The 21146-nt window shown below is 58.6% G+C and carries 18 protein-coding genes and 2 tRNA genes; 6 read left to right on the forward strand and 14 right to left on the reverse strand.

What is annotated here, in order from left to right:
• Positions 1-2: 2 nt before the first annotated feature.
• Positions 3-929 (reverse strand): LysR family transcriptional regulator, encoded by a 927-nt coding sequence (locus BUB69_RS07655; RefSeq protein ID WP_004879099.1) that lies wholly within the window; start codon positions 927-929, stop codon positions 3-5.
• A gap of 123 nt (positions 930-1052) precedes the next feature.
• On the opposite strand from BUB69_RS07655, the gene fpr reads away from it, so the two are divergent.
• The gene (gene fpr / locus BUB69_RS07660) at positions 1053-1832 is read left to right on the forward strand and encodes a ferredoxin-NADP reductase (protein WP_024686210.1); all 780 of its coding nucleotides are present in this window, start codon (positions 1053-1055) and stop codon (positions 1830-1832) included.
• A gap of 48 nt (positions 1833-1880) precedes the next feature.
• Here fpr and tsaA read toward each other — a convergent pair whose 3' ends face one another.
• From tsaA to rimO, 5 genes are all read right to left on the reverse strand, one after another.
• Entirely contained in the window at positions 1881-2588 is a 708-nt protein-coding gene (gene tsaA, locus BUB69_RS07665) for a tRNA (N6-threonylcarbamoyladenosine(37)-N6)-methyltransferase TrmO (RefSeq protein WP_073164104.1), read from the reverse strand.
• Between the two features lie 10 nt (positions 2589-2598).
• Entirely contained in the window at positions 2599-3060 is a 462-nt protein-coding gene (locus BUB69_RS07670) for a YehS family protein (RefSeq protein ID WP_073164108.1), read from the reverse strand.
• A gap of 65 nt (positions 3061-3125) precedes the next feature.
• Positions 3126-3836 (reverse strand): rRNA pseudouridine synthase, encoded by a 711-nt coding sequence (locus BUB69_RS07675; protein WP_073164112.1) that lies wholly within the window; start codon positions 3834-3836, stop codon positions 3126-3128.
• 91 nt (positions 3837-3927) lie between these two features.
• Complete coding sequence (locus tag BUB69_RS07680) at positions 3928-4371, reverse strand: GNAT family N-acetyltransferase (protein WP_073164115.1); 444 nt, start codon at positions 4369-4371, stop codon at positions 3928-3930.
• A 105-nt stretch (positions 4372-4476) separates the two neighbouring features.
• On the reverse strand, positions 4477-5820 hold the full coding sequence (gene rimO, locus BUB69_RS07685) for a 30S ribosomal protein S12 methylthiotransferase RimO (RefSeq protein WP_073164118.1): 1344 nt from the start codon (positions 5818-5820) through the stop codon (positions 4477-4479).
• 386 nt (positions 5821-6206) lie between these two features.
• Here rimO and BUB69_RS07690 point away from each other — a divergent pair, with 386 nt between their 5' ends.
• On the forward strand, positions 6207-8102 hold the full coding sequence (locus BUB69_RS07690) for a potassium transporter Kup (RefSeq protein ID WP_073164121.1): 1896 nt from the start codon (positions 6207-6209) through the stop codon (positions 8100-8102).
• Positions 8103-8180: 78 nt separating this feature from the next.
• Here BUB69_RS07690 and BUB69_RS07695 read toward each other — a convergent pair whose 3' ends face one another.
• From BUB69_RS07695 to BUB69_RS07710, 4 genes are all read right to left on the reverse strand, one after another.
• The gene (locus tag BUB69_RS07695; protein WP_073164124.1) at positions 8181-9524 is read right to left on the reverse strand and encodes a virulence factor family protein; all 1344 of its coding nucleotides are present in this window, start codon (positions 9522-9524) and stop codon (positions 8181-8183) included.
• Positions 9524-12166, reverse strand: coding sequence for a bifunctional lysylphosphatidylglycerol flippase/synthetase MprF (gene mprF, locus BUB69_RS07700; RefSeq protein ID WP_073164127.1), 2643 nt, complete (start codon positions 12164-12166; stop codon positions 9524-9526). Before mprF ends, BUB69_RS07695 begins: the two co-directional genes overlap by 1 nt.
• Before the next feature lie 362 nt (positions 12167-12528).
• Positions 12529-12605: transfer RNA gene (locus BUB69_RS07705), tRNA-Met, on the reverse strand.
• Positions 12606-12764: 159 nt separating this feature from the next.
• Positions 12765-12841, reverse strand: a tRNA-Met gene (locus tag BUB69_RS07710).
• Positions 12842-13100: 259 nt separating this feature from the next.
• Between BUB69_RS07710 and dinB the strand changes: the two genes are divergently transcribed.
• The gene (gene dinB / locus BUB69_RS07715) at positions 13101-14165 is read left to right on the forward strand and encodes a DNA polymerase IV (RefSeq protein WP_073164130.1); all 1065 of its coding nucleotides are present in this window, start codon (positions 13101-13103) and stop codon (positions 14163-14165) included.
• Between the two features lie 36 nt (positions 14166-14201).
• Here dinB and BUB69_RS07720 read toward each other — a convergent pair whose 3' ends face one another.
• The 3 genes from BUB69_RS07720 to BUB69_RS07730 form a co-directional block, all read right to left on the reverse strand.
• Complete coding sequence (locus tag BUB69_RS07720; protein WP_073164133.1) at positions 14202-15158, reverse strand: hypothetical protein; 957 nt, start codon at positions 15156-15158, stop codon at positions 14202-14204.
• Positions 15159-15222: 64 nt separating this feature from the next.
• The gene (locus tag BUB69_RS07725; protein ID WP_024695037.1) at positions 15223-16938 is read right to left on the reverse strand and encodes a proline--tRNA ligase; all 1716 of its coding nucleotides are present in this window, start codon (positions 16936-16938) and stop codon (positions 15223-15225) included.
• A 171-nt stretch (positions 16939-17109) separates the two neighbouring features.
• Positions 17110-18432 carry an OprD family porin gene (locus BUB69_RS07730; protein ID WP_073164137.1) on the reverse strand — a complete coding sequence of 441 codons (1323 nt, stop codon included), beginning with the start codon at positions 18430-18432 and terminating at the stop codon, positions 17110-17112.
• Between the two features lie 33 nt (positions 18433-18465).
• On the opposite strand from BUB69_RS07730, the gene BUB69_RS28455 reads away from it, so the two are divergent.
• The 3 genes from BUB69_RS28455 to BUB69_RS07745 all read left to right on the forward strand — a co-directional run bounded on the left by BUB69_RS28455 (position 18466) and on the right by BUB69_RS07745 (position 20045).
• Positions 18466-18831, forward strand: a complete 366-nt coding sequence (locus BUB69_RS28455; RefSeq protein ID WP_141121829.1) for a hypothetical protein — start codon at positions 18466-18468, stop codon at positions 18829-18831.
• 579 nt (positions 18832-19410) lie between these two features.
• Positions 19411-19842, forward strand: coding sequence for an HIT domain-containing protein (locus tag BUB69_RS07740; protein WP_073164145.1), 432 nt, complete (start codon positions 19411-19413; stop codon positions 19840-19842).
• Positions 19839-20045: a SlyX family protein gene (locus BUB69_RS07745; RefSeq protein ID WP_073164148.1), complete on the forward strand. Its 207-nt coding sequence runs from the start codon at positions 19839-19841 to the stop codon at positions 20043-20045. Before BUB69_RS07740 ends, BUB69_RS07745 begins: the two co-directional genes overlap by 4 nt.
• A 72-nt stretch (positions 20046-20117) precedes the next feature.
• On the opposite strand, the gene BUB69_RS29305 is transcribed toward BUB69_RS07745, so the two are convergent.
• Positions 20118-20723 carry a cold-shock protein gene (locus tag BUB69_RS29305; protein WP_024686228.1) on the reverse strand — a complete coding sequence of 202 codons (606 nt, stop codon included), beginning with the start codon at positions 20721-20723 and terminating at the stop codon, positions 20118-20120.
• Positions 20724-21146 lie beyond the last annotated feature (423 nt).

A 21146-nucleotide genomic window follows, 5' to 3' on the forward strand; every position in this document is an offset into this window, starting at 1 on the left:
GATCAGTACAGACTCGGCAGCACAATCTCGTCACTGCGCTGCACACCGGCCGTAAACGCCCGGCAGAGATCCAGAAATTCGCGCATCGCGGACGTCTGGTATTTCTGCTTGTGCCAGATGAAGTAGAACTGCCGCGACAGGTCCAGATCCGGTGTCGTCAGCTCGACCAGATTGCCGCGACGAAACGCATCACGCAGCGCCAGTCTGGAAATGCAGCCAATCCCCAGCCCTGATTCAACTGCGCGTTTTATGGCTTCGGTGTGTTCCAGTTCCAGTTTGACGTTCAGCCCGTTGCGATGATGACGCATGGCCTGATCGAACGTGAGTCGTGTGCCTGAACCCTGTTCTCGCAGAATCCATGCTTCGCGCGTCAACTCTTCAAGTGTGGCCTGGCCGCGCTTGGCCAGCGGATGTTGCGGCGCGCAGAACACCACCAGTTCGTCCTCGACCCACGATTGCACTTCGATGTCCGGATGGCTGCAGTCGCCCTCGATCAAACCCAGGTCGATCTCGTAATGCGCAACTTGCTGCACGATGTGAGCTGTGTTCTGAACGTGCAGCTTTACCTGGCTTTCCGGGTGGCGCTGCATGTAGCCGCCGATCAGCAGCGTGGCCAGATAATTGCCGATGGTCAGTGTCGCGCCGACCGCCAGTGAACCGAACCCCGACTTGCCGTTAAGCAGGTCTTCGATTTCCTTGGCCTGATCGAGCAGGGCAACTGCCTGTGGCAACAGCTGGCGACCTGTGGCGTTGAGGCTAAGTCGTTTGCCGGCGCGGTCGAACAGTTGGCAACTGGACTGGCGTTCGAGTTCGGTGATCGAGGTGCTGGCAGCCGACTGCGAGAGTGAAAGCAGCACAGCGGCGCGCGACACGCTTTCCTGCTGGGCGACGGCGACAAATACTTGAAGTTGACGAAGAGTGAATCGCATATCTATATAACCGATAACCCATATCTTGATAATTCATTTAACAGATATTGTGTCTGCCACTAGAATGTCGCGCAATAGCGCTGTGCCCCTGCGCGCACGAAATTTTCAGGAGTTCCCACGTACATGAGCAACATGAACCACGAGCGTGTCCTCAGCGTCCACCACTGGAACGACACCCTCTTCAGTTTCAAGTGCACCCGCGACCCTGGTCTGCGTTTCGAGAACGGTCAGTTCGTCATGATCGGTCTGCAGCAGCCAAACGGTCGCCCGCTCATGCGTGCGTATTCGATTGCCAGCCCTAACTGGGAAGAGCATCTGGAGTTCTTCAGCATCAAGGTGCCTGACGGCCCGCTGACCTCTCAGTTGCAGCATTTGAAGGAAGGCGACGAGATCATCATCAGCAAGAAGCCTACGGGCACGCTGGTGCTGGACGACCTCAAGCCGGGCAAGCATCTTTACCTGCTCAGCACCGGCACAGGCCTGGCGCCGTTCATGAGCGTGATCCAGGACCCTGAAACCTATGAGCGTTTCGAGAAAGTCATCCTGTGCCACGGCGTGCGTTACGTGAACGAGGTCGCCTATCGTGAGTTCATTACCGAGCACCTGCCGCAGAACGAGTTTTTCGGTGAAGCGCTGCGCGACAAGCTGATCTACTACCCGACGGTGACCCGTGAGCCGTTCGAGAACGAAGGTCGTCTGACCGACTTGATGCGCAGCGGCAAGCTGTTTACCGACATCGGCCTGCCGCCGATCAATCCTCAGGATGATCGCGCCATGCTGTGCGGCAGCCCGAGCATGCTCGACGAGACCAGCGAAGTGCTCAACAGCTTCGGCCTGACCGTTTCTCCGCGTATGCGCGAGCCTGGCGATTACCTGATCGAGCGTGCGTTCGTCGAGAAGTAAGCCGGATCGAAAAGCCCGCCTCTCCTGTGAACAGGGGAGGCGGGCTTTTTATTGTCCCGGTTTTGTTGCCGGGACCACTTCCAGCACGCAGATGACGCCTGCCTGCGGGTAGTGCCAGCGCACGTCCAGATCCCAGAACTGCGCGCCATAACGTCGTTCGGGCGTAGGCACCTGATACGCCGGGCGCGGATCCTGAGCCAGGCACTGCTCGATCAACTCGATCAGCGGCTCGCCCAGCCTCAAGGCGTGCTCATGTGCCTGAGCCTGCGCGGCAGCCTGCCACTGCACAGGGATCAACTCAGGTGCTGCGTTGGCCATCAGGTTGGTCGCGCTGTCGATCATGTCGGCGTAGGGCACGTAGGGCTTGATGTCCAGCACCGGCGTGCCGTCCAGCAAGTCGATCCCCGACAGCCACAGACGCCCTGCTTCAACCCTGTCCAGTTTGACCACCGACTGACCAATGCCGTTGGGGCGATGCGTAGCGCGAGTCGCGAAGACGCCCATCGACTGATTGCCGCCCAGGCGAGGCGGGCGGACCTTAAGGCGCGGCTTTTCTTCCAGCGCCAGGTGGAACATGAACAGCAGCCACACATGGCTGACCTGCTCAAGACCCTGCACCGCCTCGCCCTGATCGAACGGCGCGACCAGTTCCAGTACGCCGCGCGCTGCCGGCGCGAGGTGCGGCTGGCGTGGAATGGCGAACTTCTCCTTGAAGCAGGAGCGCACGTAGCCGACAGGTGAAACGGTATAGGTCATGCGGGCCGACTCAGCCGCGAACGCGCAGGGTCAGACCCTTGAGGAAGTTGCGCAGCAGTTGATCGCCGCACTCGCGGTAGTTGGTGTGGCCAACCTTGCGAAACAGGGCGCTCAGTTCAGGCTTGGAAACCGGGAAGTCGACAGACTTGAGGATCGCGTGCATGTCGTCTTCTTTCAGTTCGAAGGCCACTCGCAGCTTCTTCAGGACGATGTTGTTGGTGATCGGCAGGTCGATTGGCTGAGGCGGACGGCTTTCATCCTTGCCCCGTTTGAAATAGACCAGGCCGTCCAGAAAGTGCGCCATGACTTCGTCGCTGCAATCCAGATAGCCTTCTTCTTCCTCTTTCTTCATGAACGCAATGACGTCGCTTTTGGAGACCTCAAAGCCCGTCAGTCCGGTGATTTCGACAATTTTGCTATCGCTGATATCGAGCATGTAGCGCACGCTGCGCAATACATCGTTGTTCATCATGAGGCGTGAGTCCTGTAAGTCTTCTGACGGCGCACGAACAAGCCCGTGCGCCATGTAATGGGGGGTTAGAACTTTTCTTTGGTCGTCATGTAGCGCCATTGCCCTTCAGGCAACTTGCCCATGGACACGCCGCCGATGCGGATGCGGCGGATGGAAACGATCTTCAGGCCAACGGCCTCGCAGAGCTGGGCGATGACGCCAGGCTGCGGATTTTTCATGGCGAAACGCAGGCGGTTCTCGTTCTGCCAGCTGGCTTTCACCTTCGGGAGTTCCTTGCCTTTGTACGTCATGCCATGGTTCAAACGGTTCAGGCCGTGAGCGACCATCTCGCCAGAGATTTCCACCACGTATTCCTGTTCGATCTTGCTGCGGTCGTCGGTGAGTTTACGCAGGATTTTCCAGTCCTGGCTGAACACCATCAGGCCGCTGGCGTTGGCCTGCAGGCTGGAAGTCGTTTCCAGGCGCAGAAAGTGGCCCTTGAGCGGGCGCTTGCCGTAGCTGTGTTCCTCTGAAAGTGTGCCCGGCGTGATCATCTGCAGGGCGCTTTCAGCGGTGGCGGAGGCGGGCTTGTGCAGAATGATCGTGATCGGCTCCGGCGAGTCGGCCTTGGCGTCGGGGCTCAGCTCGACCTTCTGGGTATCGACCTTGAACTGTGGCTCATCGACCACCACGCCATCCACGGTGACCCAGCCGCCTTCAATAAACAGTTCGGCCTCCCGGCGGGAGCAGCCGACCAGATCAATGAGGCGTTTGGAGAGGCGAATGGGGTCTGTCATGAAAGAAGCCGTTTACTGATGAGAAAGGCGCCATTGTAACCGCCTGCGCCCGGTTAATCGCGGCAACATTACAATTGGTCGTCCGACGACATCAGTGGCGGCGGGTCAGGTGCATTCTGAGCATCGGGTATGGGTTCCCCAGGCCATCGACCTCAGAGCGGCTGAACACTGTAAAACCGTGCTTGAGGTAAAAGCCGAATGCTTGTGGATTTTGTTCGTTCACATCCAGTTCACGGATATGAAAGTGCGCGATGGCGTGGGCCAGCAGCTGTTTGCCGAGCCCGTGGCCCCGGTGTTCGGGGTCGATGAACAACATGTCCAGCTTGCTTCGGTTAACGCCCGCGAAGCCGGTAATGTTCAGTTGCGCGTCGCGGGTGCAAAACAGCGTCACGCCGTCCAGATACTGCCGCAGCAGCAGGTCCTTCAGCAGGGTGATGTAGGCGTCCGGCAGAAAGTCGTGGGTCGCACGTACCGAGCGTTCCCATACGTCCACCAAAGCCGGGTAGTCGTTCTTGTCTGGAAAGTAGAACTCCATCAGGCCATTGCTCCCATTGATCTGTCTGTGAATAGACCACGAAATCAAACGAAAAAGCCCTGCCGTTTCGAAGGGCAGGGCTTTCTCATGGAGCGGGAGCGATGATCAGATGATTTCAGCCCACAGATCGTATTCGTCTGCGTCTGTCACGCGGCACATGATCTTGTCGCCTGGCTTGACGGTGCTGTCGTCTTCCAGACCGATAAACACATTACCGTCAATTTCAGGCGCATCGAAGAAGCAGCGGCCGACTGCGCCGCGCTCATCGACTTCGTCGATCAGCACTTCGATTTCCCGGCCGATTTTCATCTGCAGACGCGCAGCACTGATGGCCTGTTGGTGGGCCATGAAGCGATCCCAACGGTCCTGTTTGACATCGTCCGGCACAATGGCGGCGTCCAGCAGATTGGCGGGCGCACCTTCTACCGGCGAGTACTGGAAGCAGCCGACGCGGTCCAGCTGGGCTTCAGTCAGCCAGTCCAGCAGGTACTGGAAGTCTTCTTCGGTTTCGCCGGGGAAGCCGACGATGAAGGTGGAGCGGATGATCAGGTCCGGGCACTGCTCGCGCCAGTTCTTGATGCGGGCCAGGGTCTTGTCTTCGAACGCAGGGCGCTTCATCAGCTTGAGGATCTTGGGGCTGGCGTGCTGGAACGGAATGTCCAGGTACGGCAGGATCTTGCCGGCAGCCATCAACGGGATCAGTTCGTCGACGTGCGGGTACGGGTACACATAGTGCAAGCGAACCCAGACGCCCATGGAACCCAAAGCCTGGCACAGCTCGGTCATGCGGGTCTTGACCGGTTGGCCATCCCAGAAACCGGTGCGGTACTTGACGTCCACGCCGTACGCGCTGGTGTCTTGGGAAATAACCAGCAGCTCTTTCACCCCGGATTTGACCAGACGCTTGGCTTCATCCAGTACATCGCCCACCGGACGGCTAACCAGCTTGCCGCGCATCGACGGGATGATGCAGAAGCTGCAGCTATGGTTGCAGCCTTCGGAGATCTTCAGGTAAGCGTAATGACGCGGGGTCAGCTTGATGCCTTGTGGCGGCACCAGATCGATCAGCGGGTTGTGGTCGTGGCGCGGCGGGACGACTTCGTGCACGGCATTGACGACCTGCTCGTACTGCTGAGGCCCGGTGACCGACAATACGCTCGGGTGCACCTTGCGGATCACGCTTTCATCAACGCCCATGCAACCGGTCACGATCACCTTGCCGTTTTCCGCCAGCGCCTCACCGATCACTTCCAGCGACTCAGCCTTGGCCGTATCGATGAAACCGCAGGTGTTGACGACAACCACGTCGGCGTCTTCATAAGTCGGAACGACTTCGTAACCTTCCATGCGCAGCTGAGTCAGGATGCGTTCTGAATCGACGAGCGCTTTCGGACAACCCAGTGAGACAAATCCGACCTTTGGGGCGGATGGCGTGGTGACGGTGGACATGGCGAACCTCGGCGTTAAGGGGCCTGGACACTGCGTGCAGGCACCGATTGGGCGCTTGGTTGCGCCTCTGATCAAAAAGTGCGCAATTCTAGCGATGAGTGGGCGCGATGACCAGCGTTAGGACGAGAATTACGACGAGTGCTGGTTGGGGAGGTTAAGCCGTTTCCCGGGAAAGAACGATTTTCTCCACCTACAGTGCGGCTGAGGCGATCATTTTTGCTTTAGACACGCGCGTCACTCCGTCTTGGAAGAGAATTACACCCACCGCTGCGTTATGCTTCGCGCCATCGCGTCAAGGCGTGTCAATGTCTGGGCGGATCTGAATTGTTACGCGTTGTGAAGTTCATAGTGGATTGAACCTCATGTCTGGTTTCCGGGAGTAGTGGATGAGTCAAACAAACAGTCATGAAGGTTCTGGAACGGCGGCCAGGCCCGTAGGGCTGCTGATCGCTGCGGTGGGTGTGGTGTATGGCGATATCGGCACCAGCCCGCTGTACACGCTCAAAGAGGTGTTTCAGGGCGGCTATGGGGTCGAGGTTACGCACGACGCGATTCTGGGTGTGCTGTCGCTGATTTTCTGGTCGCTGATCTGGGTTGTGTCCTTCAAGTACATGGTCTTTATCCTGCGCGCCGACAATCAGGGTGAGGGCGGCATCATGGCGCTGACGGCGCTGGCGCGCAGGGCTACGGCCAAATACCCCAAACTGCAAATGCTCATGGTGGTGTTCGGTCTGTTCGGTGCGGCGCTGTTCTATGGCGACAGCATGATCACGCCTGCCGTTTCGGTGCTGTCGGCGATGGAGGGTCTTGAGCTTGCGTTCGATGGGCTGGAGCGCTGGATAGTGCCTATGGCGCTGGTGGTGCTGATCGGGTTGTTCCTGATTCAGCGCCACGGCACGGCGCGCATCGGGGTGCTGTTTGGTCCGGTCATGGTGACGTGGTTTGTGGTGCTGGGTGCGCTCGGTGTCTACGGCATCATGCAGTCGCCGGAAGTGCTCAAGGCGGTGAATCCTGCCTGGGGCGTTCACTTCTTTATCATCCATCCGGGTATCGGTGTCGCGATTCTCGGCGCTGTGGTGCTGGCGCTGACCGGTGCCGAAGCTCTTTACGCAGACATGGGGCACTTCGGCCGCAAGCCGATTTCGCGGGCCTGGTTCATCCTCGTATTGCCTGCTTTGTTGCTCAACTACTTCGGTCAGGGAGCGCTGGTGCTGGGCAATCCCGAGACCGTTCGCAATCCATTCTATCTGCTGGCGCCGGGCTGGGCGTTGCTGCCACTGATCGGCCTGTCGACCATGGCAACGATCATTGCCTCGCAGGCGGTGATTTCCGGGGCGTTCTCCATGACGCTGCAGGCCATTCAGCTCGGTTACATCCCGCGCATGTATATCCAGCACACGTCGAGCGACGCGCAGGGTCAGATCTACATCGGCGCGGTGAACTGGGCGCTGATGGCAGGCGTCATCATGCTGGTGATCGGTTTCGAATCCTCTGGTGCATTGGCCTCTGCCTACGGCGTGGCGGTGACCGGAACCATGCTCTGCACCACCATTCTGGTGTCTTCGGTCATGCTGCTGCTGTGGAAATGGCCGCCGTTGCTGGCCATTCCGTTGTTGATTGGTCTGTTGCTGGTCGATGGTCTGTTCTTCGCGGCCAACGTACCGAAGATCTTTCAGGGCGGTGCCTTTCCGGTATTGGCGGGCGCTGTGCTGTTCATTCTCATGACCACCTGGAAGCGCGGCAAACAGTTGCTCGCGGAGCGTATCGACGAAGGCGGTCTGCCGCTGCCGATCTTCATTGGCAGCATTCGGGTGCAGCCGCCGCATCGCGTGCAAGGCACGGCGGTGTTTCTGACTGCGCGTTCGGACGCCGTGCCGCATGCACTGTTGCACAACATGCTGCACAACCAGGTGTTGCACGAGCAGGTCGTGCTGCTGACGGTGGTCTACGAGGATTCACCGAGGGTTGCGGCCCAGCAGCGCTTTGAAGTGGAGTCCTACGGCGAGGGGTTCTACCGCGTCATCCTGCACTTCGGTTTCATCGACGAGCCGGATGTGCCTGCTGCGCTCGCCTTGTGCCATCTGGCCGAGCTGGACTTCAGCCCGATGCGCACCACCTACTTCCTGAGTCGCGAGACCGTCATTCCGTCCAAGATGGTCGGCATGGCCCGCTGGCGTGAGGCGCTGTTCGCTTTCATGCTCAAGAACGCCAACGGCAACCTGCGTTTCTTCAAGTTGCCGTTCAATCGCGTGATCGAACTGGGTACGCAAGTCGAGATGTAACCGGTCAGAGGTACCTGCAAAAAAAATCCCGGCCACCTCACGGTGCCGGGATTTTTTTTGGCTCGGATTACGGACCGGTTATTGAGCGCCGGCCGTTGCGCCTGTCTTGCCCTGACGCTTGTTGATCGCGTCGATCAGGCGTTTGGCCAGGGCAGGGTAGTCTTCATCGAAGTGATGACCACCGGGCAACTGCACCGCTTCACCCACTGCTGTGGTGTCGGTGCAACCGCTGTCTTTCTTCTCTTCGACGCCATACACGCAGAACACCTTGGCAGCCGGCAGTTTCGCCATCTCCTGGCCGGTGGTCGCTTCCTTGCCTGCGTTGCCCAGCCAGCCATCCACATGGATCTCGAAGCTGCCTGTACGGGCGAACGCCAGCAGGATGATTGCGTCGATACGGTTCTGGTCGTCAGTCGCCAGGCGGTTGTAGATCGCCGGCATGACGTCGGCACCGAACGAGTAACCGGCAAGAATGAAGCGTTTGGTGCCCCATTTCTGACGGTAGTGGTTCATCAGATCGGTCAGGTCGACTGCGGTCTGCTCTGGCGTCTTGTGTTCCCAGTAATAGCGCAGCACATCGATGCCCACTACCGGATAACCCATCTTCGCCATATCGCCTGCCACGACCTTGTCCAGGTCGCGCCAGCCGCCGTCGCCGGACATGAACAGGGTCACGGTGTCGGACGGTTGGCTGGCCGGCACTTCAACGACCGGAATGCCCAGACCGCCCGCATCGTTTTCGCCCAGCAGCAGGTGACGCAGTTCGGTGTTCAGGACCTGCGGCAGCGGAATGTCGTAATCGCTGATGCTGGTGTCGGCATTGGTCTGATCACGCACGAATGCAGCGCTCGGATCGTCCGGCGCGTCATTCCAGGCGGCCAGCCAATGACCGTGGGGTGCTTTCTGAGGCAGTGGCACATCGCAGATGCGTGGCGGGGTGTCGCCTTCTTCCACCACAGGAGGCGGATTGGAGACGTGCTCCAGCGCAAAGCCGACGGAGATGGCTTGCGCCTTGTCATCGGTCTGCCCGGCCAGCCAGCGCCATGCCAGCGTCGCGCCCGGGCCTATGCCGCCCACGACCATTGCGGGGCCGTCGAGTTTTTCAAGCGCGCTCTGGAATGTTTTCTGCTGCATCACGCAGTCGTCCTTGGGCAGGACGACCTGGACGATACGCGCCGACGCATCCTTGCTCGCCGCCAGCAATTGCTTGTCGGTGAGCATTTCTTCGGCGGTGACGGCCAGGGCGATGCGGGTCTTGATGCGTGTTGCGGGGGTCACGCTGGTCAGCGCGGCCCCGTCATCCAGAGTCAGGTGTTCAAGGGTGGCGGGTGGAGCGGGGCGGGTCCAGATCCACGCCCCCAATGCGGCTACAAGAACAATTACCAGAGCTGCGAGCAAAAAGCGCCAGGAGCGTCGAATCATCAGCGTTTCACCAATCCAGTCAGGCCGCCCGCAATCAGGGCGGCGGTGTCAGCCAGCGCCACAAGCGGATCGAGTCCGGCAGGCACGGCCATATAGCGAGGTTCCCAATCGGGCTGGAACTTGTCTTTGAAGCGGCGCAGGCCCTGGAAGTTATAGAGCTGCTCGCCACGGCGGAAGATCATCGATCCCAGACGCTGGGTCAGCGGTGCTCCGCGACGTGGCTGCAGGCCCGAAAGCGGCACCATGCCCAGGCTGAAGCGTGCGTAACCCTGAGCTTTGTAATGCAGAATCAGGCCGACCATCATGAACTCCATGGTCAGCTTGGGCGCATCAGGGTGCGAGCGCATCAGGTCAAGGCTGGCCAGTTCCGGCGTGGTGGTTTCCAGCAGGTTGGAGAAAGCGACCGGCTTGCCCTCGAAGTGAACGATCGCAATACGGAAGTACTTCAGGTACTCGGGGTTGAAGCGGCCCAGAGAAAACCCTTTCTCGCGCACGTTCTTGCCGGTCAGCCAGGCGTCAGAGATGACTTTCAGCTCTTCGATAGGTGCAGCGCCTGGCTCGTAGATTTCCAGCGACAGACCGTCCCGGCCACCGCGGTTCCAGGTGTAGCGCAGGTCTTTCATCTCCTTGCCTTTGGCTTCAATGTCGAAGCGCCGCAGGTCGACCCGTGCCTCTTCGCCAAGCTTGATGGCTGTCAGCCCGATATCCATGTAGAACGGCAGGTTTTCGGCGCGAACCTGATAGAACACGGGACGGGCGTGGTGCACGTCACACAGGTCGCGGAACTGCCAGATCAGCTCGGCGCGCTGTTGTGTAGGACCGATCGGATCGTAAAGCGCGACCAGACTGCGGCCACGGTGCGAGTACATCAGGAAGGCATTGCCGGCCGGATGAAACAGGATCGCCTTGTCACCCGTCAGCACCAGACCACCGTCAGGCTGGTTGGAGGCCTTGAGGATTTCTGCAGCTTTATCCAGATCGGCCGCGTCAGGCAGCTTGATGACCGGTCGTGCGGTACGCAGCAACCAGGTCAACGACACCACCACCAGCAGCACTGCGCTGCCCAGCGCCGAACGCAGGCCCCTCGGGGCGTCGGCGTCCAGCGTGAACTGCCACCAGAGTTGATGGCTGTAGGGCACGTCCTGATAGGCGAACAACAGCAGCCAGATCGATGCGCCTACGACACACACACTGGCGATCAGGTACAGCGGAGAAAACGGCACCTCCAGCAGGCGACTGGGGCGATAGAACGAGCGGCGGAAGGTCATCAACAAGCAGGCAGTCAGCAACAGCAGGCTGGCCTCTTCCCAGTCGAAGCCTTTCAACATCGACAGTACAGCACCTACCAGCAACAGGATGACAGTGAGAATCCAGGCTGCGGACAGTCGACGACGCAGCCCTTGGGCCAGCAGCAGGCACAACACGCCCACCAGGCTTGCACCAAAGTGCGAAGCATCAATCAGCCGATGGGGAATCATGAAGCCGACATTTTCCAGTCGGGTGTCAATTTCAGGGGTGGCACCAGAGAAGAGCAGCACCACCCCCGACAAGAAAACCAGGAGTGCCAGAATCGGCGCTGCCAGACCTGACGCTACACGCATGGCCTGCCGGGTGGGCAGCAATCGCTGCGCCTCGGTAAACAGCAGGGTCAGGCACGCCAGCAACAACGGCAGCACGACATAGATCAGGCGATACAGCAGCAGCGCCGCCGCCAGCGGGGCTGCCCCCAGCTCGTTGGCGAACGCCGCCAGCAGAATGGCTTCGAACACCCCGACGCCGCCAGGTACATGGCTAAGTACACCCGCAGCGAGTGCCAGCAGGTAGATAAGCAGGAAAGCACCCAGCGGTGGCGCATGGGGCAGCAGTAGATAAAGCACGAGCGCTGCAGCGGCAACGTCCAGGGCCGTGATGACCAACTGGATGAGCGTAAGGCGCAGGTCGGGAAGGCGCAGCGTGCGGCGGCCCAGCCGTACCAGAATGTTGTGCGGGATGTCCTGCTCCGGCAGGCGACGGCGATAAATCGCGATGGCCAGCAGCACGCTGCCCAACAGTACTGCTGTCGCTACCACCGCCAGCACTTCGACCGGCAGTTTCAACGCCAGCGACGCGCCGGACAGGTTGCTCAGGGTCGCCAACGCAGCCAGCGGCGGCAACGCGCAGCCCAGCGAAAGGCTGGCGAACACGGTCATGCGGGCAATTTCAATCGCGCCAATGCCGTGCCTTGAATACAGCCGGTAACGAACCGAGCCACCGGAGAGCATCGACAGGCCCACCGCATTGCCAATCGCAAACGAGGTGAAGCCGCCCAGAATCAGCGTCTTGGTCGGCAGGTCGACATTGGCGTAGCGGCTGGCGGACAACTCATAGCCCATCAGAATGACGTAGCCGATGATCGCTGCCAGCAGCGCGCCGCCCAGCGATGGCAGAGGCACGGCCAGCAGGGAGTCCTGCAGCGCATACCAGTCCATCTCTATAAGCATGTGTCGGCAGGCGATCAACGCCAGGCCAAACAGCAACAGCATCACGGCCAGCCCGATTGGCTGGCGATACTTGCTCAGCAGCTCACGCCAGTTCAGGCGCGCGCGCTTGCCAGGTTGATCGGCATTCACTGTTTCATTGGAATCTGACGTGTTGTCGCGCATCAATCACTCCTTGGATCGTGCGCGACAGGATGGAGGTATACAGCCAAGTTACCAATCCCTACGCAAAAAATATTTCAGGATGTTAGCGCGTCAACGCCTAACGAGCGAATAGCGAATGGAGCGGGGTGTTGCTGTTCAGTGCTGATTCAGGTGTGATTCAGGTCTGATTCAGCTTAGTCATAAGCCTATCGGCAGCATGTGAAAAAACTGTCGCAAATGGAAACATTGCGTGACATTCCGGATGATAGGGCTTCGGAGGGCTGATCAAATAGCCTTTTCTGTCAGACAGTTACAGATGCCGCATGAAACTTTTTGATGGCGCACAAAAAAGGCCACTCTTTCGAGCAGCCTTTTTTGATGTTTGGTTGCGGGAGCCGGATTTGAACCGACGACCTTCGGGTTATGAGCCCGACGAGCTACCAGACTGCTCCATCCCGCGTCTGTGTGGCGGCATTCTACAGCTGAACGCCGGGGTGTCAACCTTTAATGTTGATGCGCTGGAAATTAACCCTGGGTGCCGGACGTTGATCGCTCGAATAAGCGCCTTATCGGACACGCACAAAAAAGGCCACTCTTTCGAGTAGCCTTTTTTGATGTTTGGTTGCGGGAGCCGGATTTGAACCGACGACCTTCGGGTTATGAGCCCGACGAGCTACCAGACTGCTCCATCCCGCGTCTGTGTGCCGGCATTCTACAGAGACTTGGCGGTGTGTCAACGGTTAGTTTTGGAAAAGTGCTTTTCCTTCAAATGCTTAGCGAAGCGACAAGGCGGGGCTGATTGCCTTTGACGCCCTGTCTGCGGGGCTTTGCGCAGCATTTGCCCGCCAAAAACGAGTGTGCAGGGCCATTTCATCGCCCGGCGTGAGGGCGTGCGTGTCAGCGGCTGATAGCAGTGAGATACTGCACGGCCATGGATTCAACATCTCAGCAGGTCATGACGCAACGCAAAATCATCCACATCGACTGTGACTGCTTCTACGCGGCCATCGAAATGCGTGACGACCCCGGCCTTGCGGCCAAGCCGCTGGCGGTTGGCGGCTCCGCAGAGCGGCGCGGGGTGATCGCGACCTGCAATTACGAGGCAAGGGCTTACGGTGTGCGCTCGGCAATGTCCTCTCGTCATGCTCTCAAGCTGTGCCCGGACCTGACCATCGTAAAGCCACGTATGGATGCCTATAAGGAAGCGTCTCGGGAAATTCAGACGATCTTTCGCGATTACACCGACCTGATCGAGCCTTTGTCCCTGGACGAAGCCTTTCTGGATGTCTCGGAAGCAAGCCATTTCTCTGGCAGTGCGACTCGTATCGCTCAGGACATTCGACGTCGGGTGTCCAATCAATTGCACATCACGGTGTCGGCAGGGGTCGCGCCCAACAAGTTTCTGGCCAAGATTGCCAGTGACTGGAAAAAACCGAACGGTCTGTTTGTTATCACGCCGGATCAGGTCGAGGCGTTCGTTGCCTCGCTGCCGGTCAGCAAGCTGCATGGTGTCGGCAAGGTGACCGCTGATAAGTTGGGTCGCCTGGGGATCGTCGACTGCGCAGACCTGCGTAGCCGCAGCAAGCTTGCACTGGTTCGCGAGTTTGGCAGTTTTGGCGAGCGGCTCTGGAGTCTGGCGCACGGTATTGACGACCGTCCCGTACAAAACGACAGCAGGCGTCAGTCAGTGAGTGTCGAAAACACCTACGATACGGATTTGCCCGATCTGGCCAGCTGTCTTGAAAAGCTGCCTGCACTGCTGGAAACGCTGGCGGGTCGGATGGAGCGAATGGAGGGGCAGTACCGTCCCGGAAAACCGTTCGTGAAAGTGAAGTTTCATGACTTCACGCAGACTACCCTGGAGCAAACCGGCGCTGGCCGGGATCTGGCCAGCTATGAGCAGTTGCTGGCTCAGGCCTTTGCGCGAGGAAGCAAGCCGGTTCGTTTGCTGGGAGTGGGGGTGCGCTTGCATGACCTGCGCGCCGCGCATGAACAGCTTGAGCTGTTCGCGCGTCAGTAGCAGGTTTCGAGACCGTCACGAAACCTGCCGGCATGATCAAGGCGCTTCGGCAGGCACCGCGACCAGGCGACCGGCGTCCCTGGCAAGCGACTTCAGAAACTCATTCTGCAACTGTGGGTCGTTGCGTGTGAGTTCGATCAGGCTTTGTTCCAGCTCGCTGGCTTCCTCTTCCAGGCCCAGGTCTGACAGTCGCTTGACCCGATGAACCCATTGGCTGACTTCGTCGTCTTCAAGGTCATCGTAGATCAGCGCATGGGCTTCCAGCAGTTTGCCGCGCAGTGAATGGCTGATGGGCAGGCTCGCGTTGGCGTGTGCGTTGTCCTGTTCATCTTCCACATTTATATAGAGGCGGGTGACGCGGCTCAGGTCCTGTTCTGCAAATGGACTGTCCAGCAGGTTGAGTCGCAGCACGCCATTACGGTCTGTCGACATTTCGTGGGTTTCATTGCCGGCCTTGACCATCACCGAGCGCTCGTTCCAGGGCAGGGTGGAGTTCTCGATCCGTTTGTCCTTCTGAACCTCATCGATACCCGCCAGGTTTTGCTGGGCGCGACCGTGAGAAGGGGCGTTCATGAAAGGATTCAGTCCGGCCACGCCATAACTGATCCAGTCCTTGGTCACGCTGTCGGGCAGGCTGCCCAGTGCGAACACGTTGACTATATTAGCGCCCACACCGGCCACGACTGCGACTGCGCCCAAGGGGATTTCATAGACTTCCCGCCAGGGCTGGTAAGGGGTGTAGCGATCATAGTGGCGGGTCACTTCGAAATCGGTGACCTCGAAGGATTTATGTTCGTGAATTCGCACGCGACGTTGCGGCAATTCGAGCGTCTTGGGTTCGCCGATGTCGACCTGCAAGGTATGTTCGAGCAGTTTGCGCTCGACGCGCTCTTCGTGCTCACTGCGTTGTGACAACTGATTGGCACAGCCGCCGACGAGGAAAGTGCCGCAGAGAACGGCGCTGCCGAGGCTAAGGGTGCTTCGTTTGAGCATGGGATCTCTTGATGCGGATGGGCGGGTGAGTGGCGCACCGACAGATGTCGGTGCGCTTTTCGACTCAGCGTTTCACGCGGCCCTGGATGAACGACAGCACGTCAGCGACTGCAATGGCTTGCGGTTGCGACTCGGTACGGCTCTTGTATTCCAGATTCCCTTCGGCCAGACCGCGATCGCTGACCACGATGCGGTGCGGGATGCCGATCAGTTCCATGTCAGCGAACTTGATGCCGGGGCTGGTTTTCTTGTCGCGGTCGTCGAGCAAGACTTCAAAGCCGGCTGCCTTCAGATCGGCATACAGCTTGTCGGTGGCTTCGCGCACAGCGTCTGTTTCATAGCGCAGTGGCACCAGGGCGATCTGGAACGGCGCCAGGGTGTCGTTCCAGATGATGCCGTTTTCGTCACTGTTCTGCTCGATGGCGGCGGCCACCACACGGGATACGCCAATGCCGTAGCAACCCATGGACAGGTTGACAGGCTTGCCGTTTTCGCCGAGCACCTGACACTTCATCGCTTCGCTGTACTTGGTGCCCAGCTGGAAGATGTGTCCGACTTCGATGCCGCGTTTGATCTCCAGTGTGCCCTTGCCATCCGGGCTTGGATCGCCTGCAACCACGTTACGCAGGTCGGCAACGGTCGGAACCGGCAGATCGCGCTCCCAGTTGACGCCAAAGTAGTGCTTGTCATCGATATTGGCGCCGACGCTGAAGTCACTCATCATCTCGACCGAACGATCGATGACGCAAGGCAATGGCAGGTTCAGAGGGCCCAGCGAGCCTGCGCCTGCGCCGATGGCGTCACGCAATTCGGCTTCAGAGGCCATGACCAGAGGACTTGCGACCTGTTCCAGCTTGCCGGCCTTGATTTCGTTCAGTTCGTGGTCGCCACGAATGATCAGGGCGATCAGCTTGCCTTCTTCGGCGGCATGGACCACAAGCGTCTTGACGGTCTTCTCGATCGGCAGGTTGAAGCCTTCGACCAGTTGCGCAATGGTCTTGGCGTTCGGCGTATCGACCAGGCGAAGCTCTTCGGTCGGCGCAGGGCGGGACGTCTCGCGGGGCACCGCTTCGGCTTTTTCGATGTTGGCGGCGTAATCGGAGCCATCGCTGAAGACGATATCGTCTTCGCCTGACTCGGCGAGCACGTGGAATTCATGGGAGCCTGCGCCGCCGATCGAGCCATTGTCAGCTTCGACCGGGCGGAATTTCAGGCCCAGGCGTGTGAAGACGTTGCTGTACGCCTGGTGCATGCGATCGTAGGTTTCCTGCAACGAGGCATGATCGGCGTGGAACGAATAGGCGTCCTTCATGACGAACTCGCGGCCGCGCATCAGGCCGAAGCGTGGGCGGATCTCGTCACGGAATTTGGTCTGGATCTGGTACATGTTGATTGGCAGCTGCTTGTAGCTGTTCAGCTCATTGCGTGCCAGGTCGGTGATGACTTCTTCATGGGTCGGGCCCAGGCAGAAGTCACGGTTGTGTCGGTCCACCAGACGCATGAGTTCCGGGCCGTACTGTACCCAGCGGCCGGACTCCTGCCATAGCTCTGCTGGCTGAATGCCTGGCATCAGGATTTCGAGTGCGCCGGCAGCGTCCATTTCTTCGCGGACAATGGCTTCTACCTTGCGCAGTACACGCAGGCCCATGGGCAGCCAGGTATAAAGGCCGGATGCCAGCTTGCGGATCATGCCGGCACGCAGCATCAGCTGATGGCTGACCACGACCGCGTCGGAAGGGGTTTCTTTCTGTGTGGCGAGCAAAAATTGACTGGTGCGCATGGTAGGCCGTTGTCGGTTGCTGAGACTTTAAATGACCCCTGATTGTACGGTGATGTGCCGTTGACGTACAGGCCGTGCAAGGCAGTCGAGCGGTCAGGCGGCACTTTTCAGGCTGCATGAAAAAGCCCGGCATGAGCCGGGCTTCTTCTGTTGCCGAGAACCGAATCGCGATTACAGAACCGAGATTGGGTAGTCGACGATCAGGCGGAACTCATTGACGTCGCCTTCGCCCTGGTCAGCATTGGCGCGGTGCCATGCTTGACGAATGCGGAAGGACAGGTCTTTGGCCGGGCCGGTTTGCAGGACGTATTTGGCTTCGAGGTTGGTCTCGTGGTGCTCGCCATCTGCGCCGTACAGGCCAGCATATGCGCTGCCGGTCGGAGTTTTGGTGCCGTCGATATCAGTACCCTTGATGTAACGGGTCATGAAGCTGAGGCCTGGAACGCCGTACGGAGCCATGTTCAGGTCGTAGCGAGCCTGCCAGGATTTTTCGCCCGGACCGTTGAAGTCGGAGTACTGGATCGAGTTATTCAGGAAGATCGAGTCGCCACCACGGTTGTTGTCACCAATACCGATGTAGTCGAACGGCGTGTCGCCTTTGATCTTCTGGAACGCCAGGGTCACGGTGTGTGCGGCCAGGAACGAGTAGGCTGCGGAACCGGAGAACGCGGTGTTGCTGATCGAGCCAGCTTTGGCGCTGCCTTCATCAACAGTGCGATAGATGTTCGCGTCGAACGCCAGGGATTGGTCGCCGCCCAGAGGCAGTGCGTAGTTCACGTTACCGTAGTACTGATCCCACACGTCTTCCAGCTTGGCGGCGTAGAAGCCGACGCCCAGGCTGTCGGTGATGGCATATTTGCCGCCAGCGAAGTCAGCGCTGTTTGCACGAACGCCAGCGTAGTTGGCGAAGATGCTGCCGCTGTGGCTTGTGTCGTCCTGGCTGGTGCCGGAGTAGAAGTGACCTGCTTCAACGTCCAGGCCTTTGATCTCGCTGCTCTGCAAGCTGATACCGCTGGCAGTCTGTGGCAGCAGGCGGGAACCGCCGACGGCGAATACTGGGCTGGTTGGCTGCATGTCGCCGACTTTCAGCTCGGTTTTCGAAACGCGGAACTTGACGGCGCCGCCAGCTTTGCTCTGCGTGTTTTCGTTGTTACCGGCAGAGTCGGTGACCAGGTTGCCCGAACCTGAGTACTTGTCTGGGCCCCAGAGTTTCACACCGGCGTAAGCGAAGGCTTCTACACCGACACCGATGGTGCCTTGGGTGTAACCGGAGCTGAAGTTTGCCCAGATGCCTTGGGTCCAGTCACGATCGTCCTGAGCGCCAGCCTTCTTGTCACGGTTGTAATAGTAATTGCGCAATTTCAGGTCAAGAGTGCTCCCCTCAACAAAGCCTTTGGCCTCGGCCTGATCACTGACGAACGGTGCAGCCGTTGCCAGTTGGGTGCTGGCTGCAGTAACGGCCAGTGCGATTGCGCTCCACTTCATCACTCTCATCGTGATTGCTCCTTTGGTTTTTAGAAGAGTTCTATGCCGTCCCACCTGTTTTTTTATCTGGGCGGCTCTTTCTATTTTTGTCGGCGGAAAATCTACATCACGCTGACGGTGCTTACGATAGTTACAACCCTATCCTTTCAGAATCTTTACGCCGGTGTCGCTCGCTACGTCGTCCATGTCGCAACGGGGTTTATCATCCCCGGTGCGCACTTCAGTGATCGCTGTTGCGTTGGCATCGAGCCTGGCCCTGTGCTTCAGGGCCAGCAAAAAGCTGTTCCGCCGATCGCAATCTTTTCCCTTGGTCAGGGCGCCTCTGTTTTCCGCCAGGGACACCGTGATCATATGGGTGATATAGCAACAAGCGTGCACAAAGTTCCTGAAAATAAGAAAAAAACGTGAAAAATCAGAATCTGCGTTGCATTCAAGCTGTAATTCATTGTTTTTGATAGCTATTTTTTTTATCGGAAATTCTCTCTCCTAGCCTGTGCTCCCTCTCAGGGTAGCGTGTAACCGCGAAATTGTTACCGGGCTGAGCTGTTTTTGGGTAAATCCCGCCCCCGTGGTGTTGCGATGGCAACAGCAGTGTGTGTTTTTGGTGCACTCGCCAGCAGCGTTGCATGAAGCTGGGGCGGGTCACTGACAGGGCGTTATGGTGGGCGTTCAGGTGTTTCATTTTCATGAACCTATGTCGGGCACCCGTCGAATTTGATCTGAATCGCGCGGTGCTTGCAGCTGCGCTCTTAGTTCTGGGTGCTCGGAGTGCGAGCCAAAGAGGTGCGTCGGCGCGAGGAGGGCTGCATATTGGTGCAGGTCTTTTCGAAGGAGCCTCTTCTCATGCGTTGTCGCAGGCATGCGTGATGTCGGCCTGATGTGGGGGTGAAGCGTTACCGCATCACGCGTATCCTGTGGTGTGTTACCTGGCGCCTTGCTGCCGAGCGGGTCAGCCAGACATTCAAGTGACAATCAGGAGCCTTTATCGTGTTCGTTCTGGATTCACGTTTGCACCAAGACACCCTGGCTCTGGGCGATTTCCCGCTTTGCCGGCTATTGCTCTCCAACGATTCGAATTACCCCTGGTTCATTCTGGTACCGCGACGCCCGGATATCAGTGAGGTCTTCGATCTGACTGCTGAGGACCAATTGCAGTTCTGGCAGGAGACCTCCTTTCTTTCCAGGACGCTTAAGGCGTTGTTCAGCGCTGATAAGCTAAACGTTGCGGCGCTCGGCAACGTCGTCAGCCAGCTTCATATGCATGTCATTGTGCGCAAGCGAAACGATATTGCCTGGCCTGCACCTGTGTGGGGCAAGCACCCTGCCGTGCCTTATACAGAGGAGCAGTTCGCTGCGATTCGTGAGCAGCTCCGGGCCGTACTCATCAATGATTTTCGATTTGAGGGGGATCCAGCATGAACCTTGATGAGCGAGTCATGGAGCTGGAGAGTCGTCTGGCTTTTCAGGACGATACGATTCAGGCATTGAATGACGTGCTGGTGGCGCAGAGGCGAGAGCTTGATCGTCTGCAGCAGCAGATGTCGGCGATGCTCAAACGGCAGGAAGAGCTTGGCAATCAGTTCGAAACCTTTGAAGAGGATGCTCCCCCGCCTCACTACTGACAGACGTAAAAAAACCGCGGCCTCCACAGGGAGGGCGCGGTTTTTTTATGCCATGACGTTATGTCGTATGGATCAGCGACGTGGCAGGGCTGCGATCACATCTTCGGCCTGCAGGCCTTTGTCGCGGTTCATGACGGAGAACTCCACGCGCTGGCCTTCGACCAATACGCGATGCCCTTCGCCGCGAATGGCGCGGAAATGCACGAAAATATCGTCACCGGAGTCCCGTGAAATGAAGCCGAAACCCTTTGAGGTGTTAAACCATTTCACAGTGCCGGTATCACGGTTGCCCATGTCATGGCTTTGAGGTGCTGGCGAGGGCGACGACCGATAGAAGCTCACGCCAAGGTGCAAGGCGACCGCCACAATGGCAATGGCCAGGCTGATGATGATGGCCGGTTGGCCTGCGATGATTTGTAACGGAACCAGCAAGGTCAGGGTTTGCAGCACGACGGCTGCGACGAGCAGTGCGCTGACCAGGTTTTGCAGGGTATGACGTGTACCTCGATTCCAGTAAGGGATCACTGGGGCAAGTACCAGGTTGAGCAGCCCGAAGAACGCCAGATAAACCGCATCGGGCTGTTGCAGGTAGGGAGACATGGCCTCGCTACGCAGGCTGGGGATAAAAGAGAGCAGCAGTGCTGCGGCTCCCGTTACCAGATGGACAATTTTTAACATTTTAAAAAGCTCACAAGTCGAGAAGGATTACCAGAAATAGCGGGTACCGTTCGGTACGCTTCTAAACAAGAGGAGGCGTGATGCACGAACGATGGTCCAGCCTATGCGCCAAGACAGATGACAACTCAATAGCGGCACGCGGTGTATTTAACAGCAAAGCCCGGTGCTACTCAAATCAGCGGCCTGTGCAAATAAATCTGTTTAAGTGAAGTGGGGGTGAGGCGCACGCTCGAAATCCTTGTAACCCCCGGAACAGAGCCCTGCCTGCTGAACGAGGCGTTTTCGAGGCTGATCGCAGGCGGCGCGCTCGTCGTTACGGGGCGAGAATGCCGGACGGTCGTGCGTCGCCTCCTGTTCATTTTCCTGTCTCTTCTGCCAGACCTCGATAGAAAGCTGCGCCGCGCCGGGATCTCTTGATAGAGT

The organism is Pseudomonas asturiensis, assembly GCF_900143095.1.
GTDB classification, from domain to species: Bacteria; Pseudomonadota; Gammaproteobacteria; order Pseudomonadales; family Pseudomonadaceae; genus Aquipseudomonas; species Aquipseudomonas asturiensis.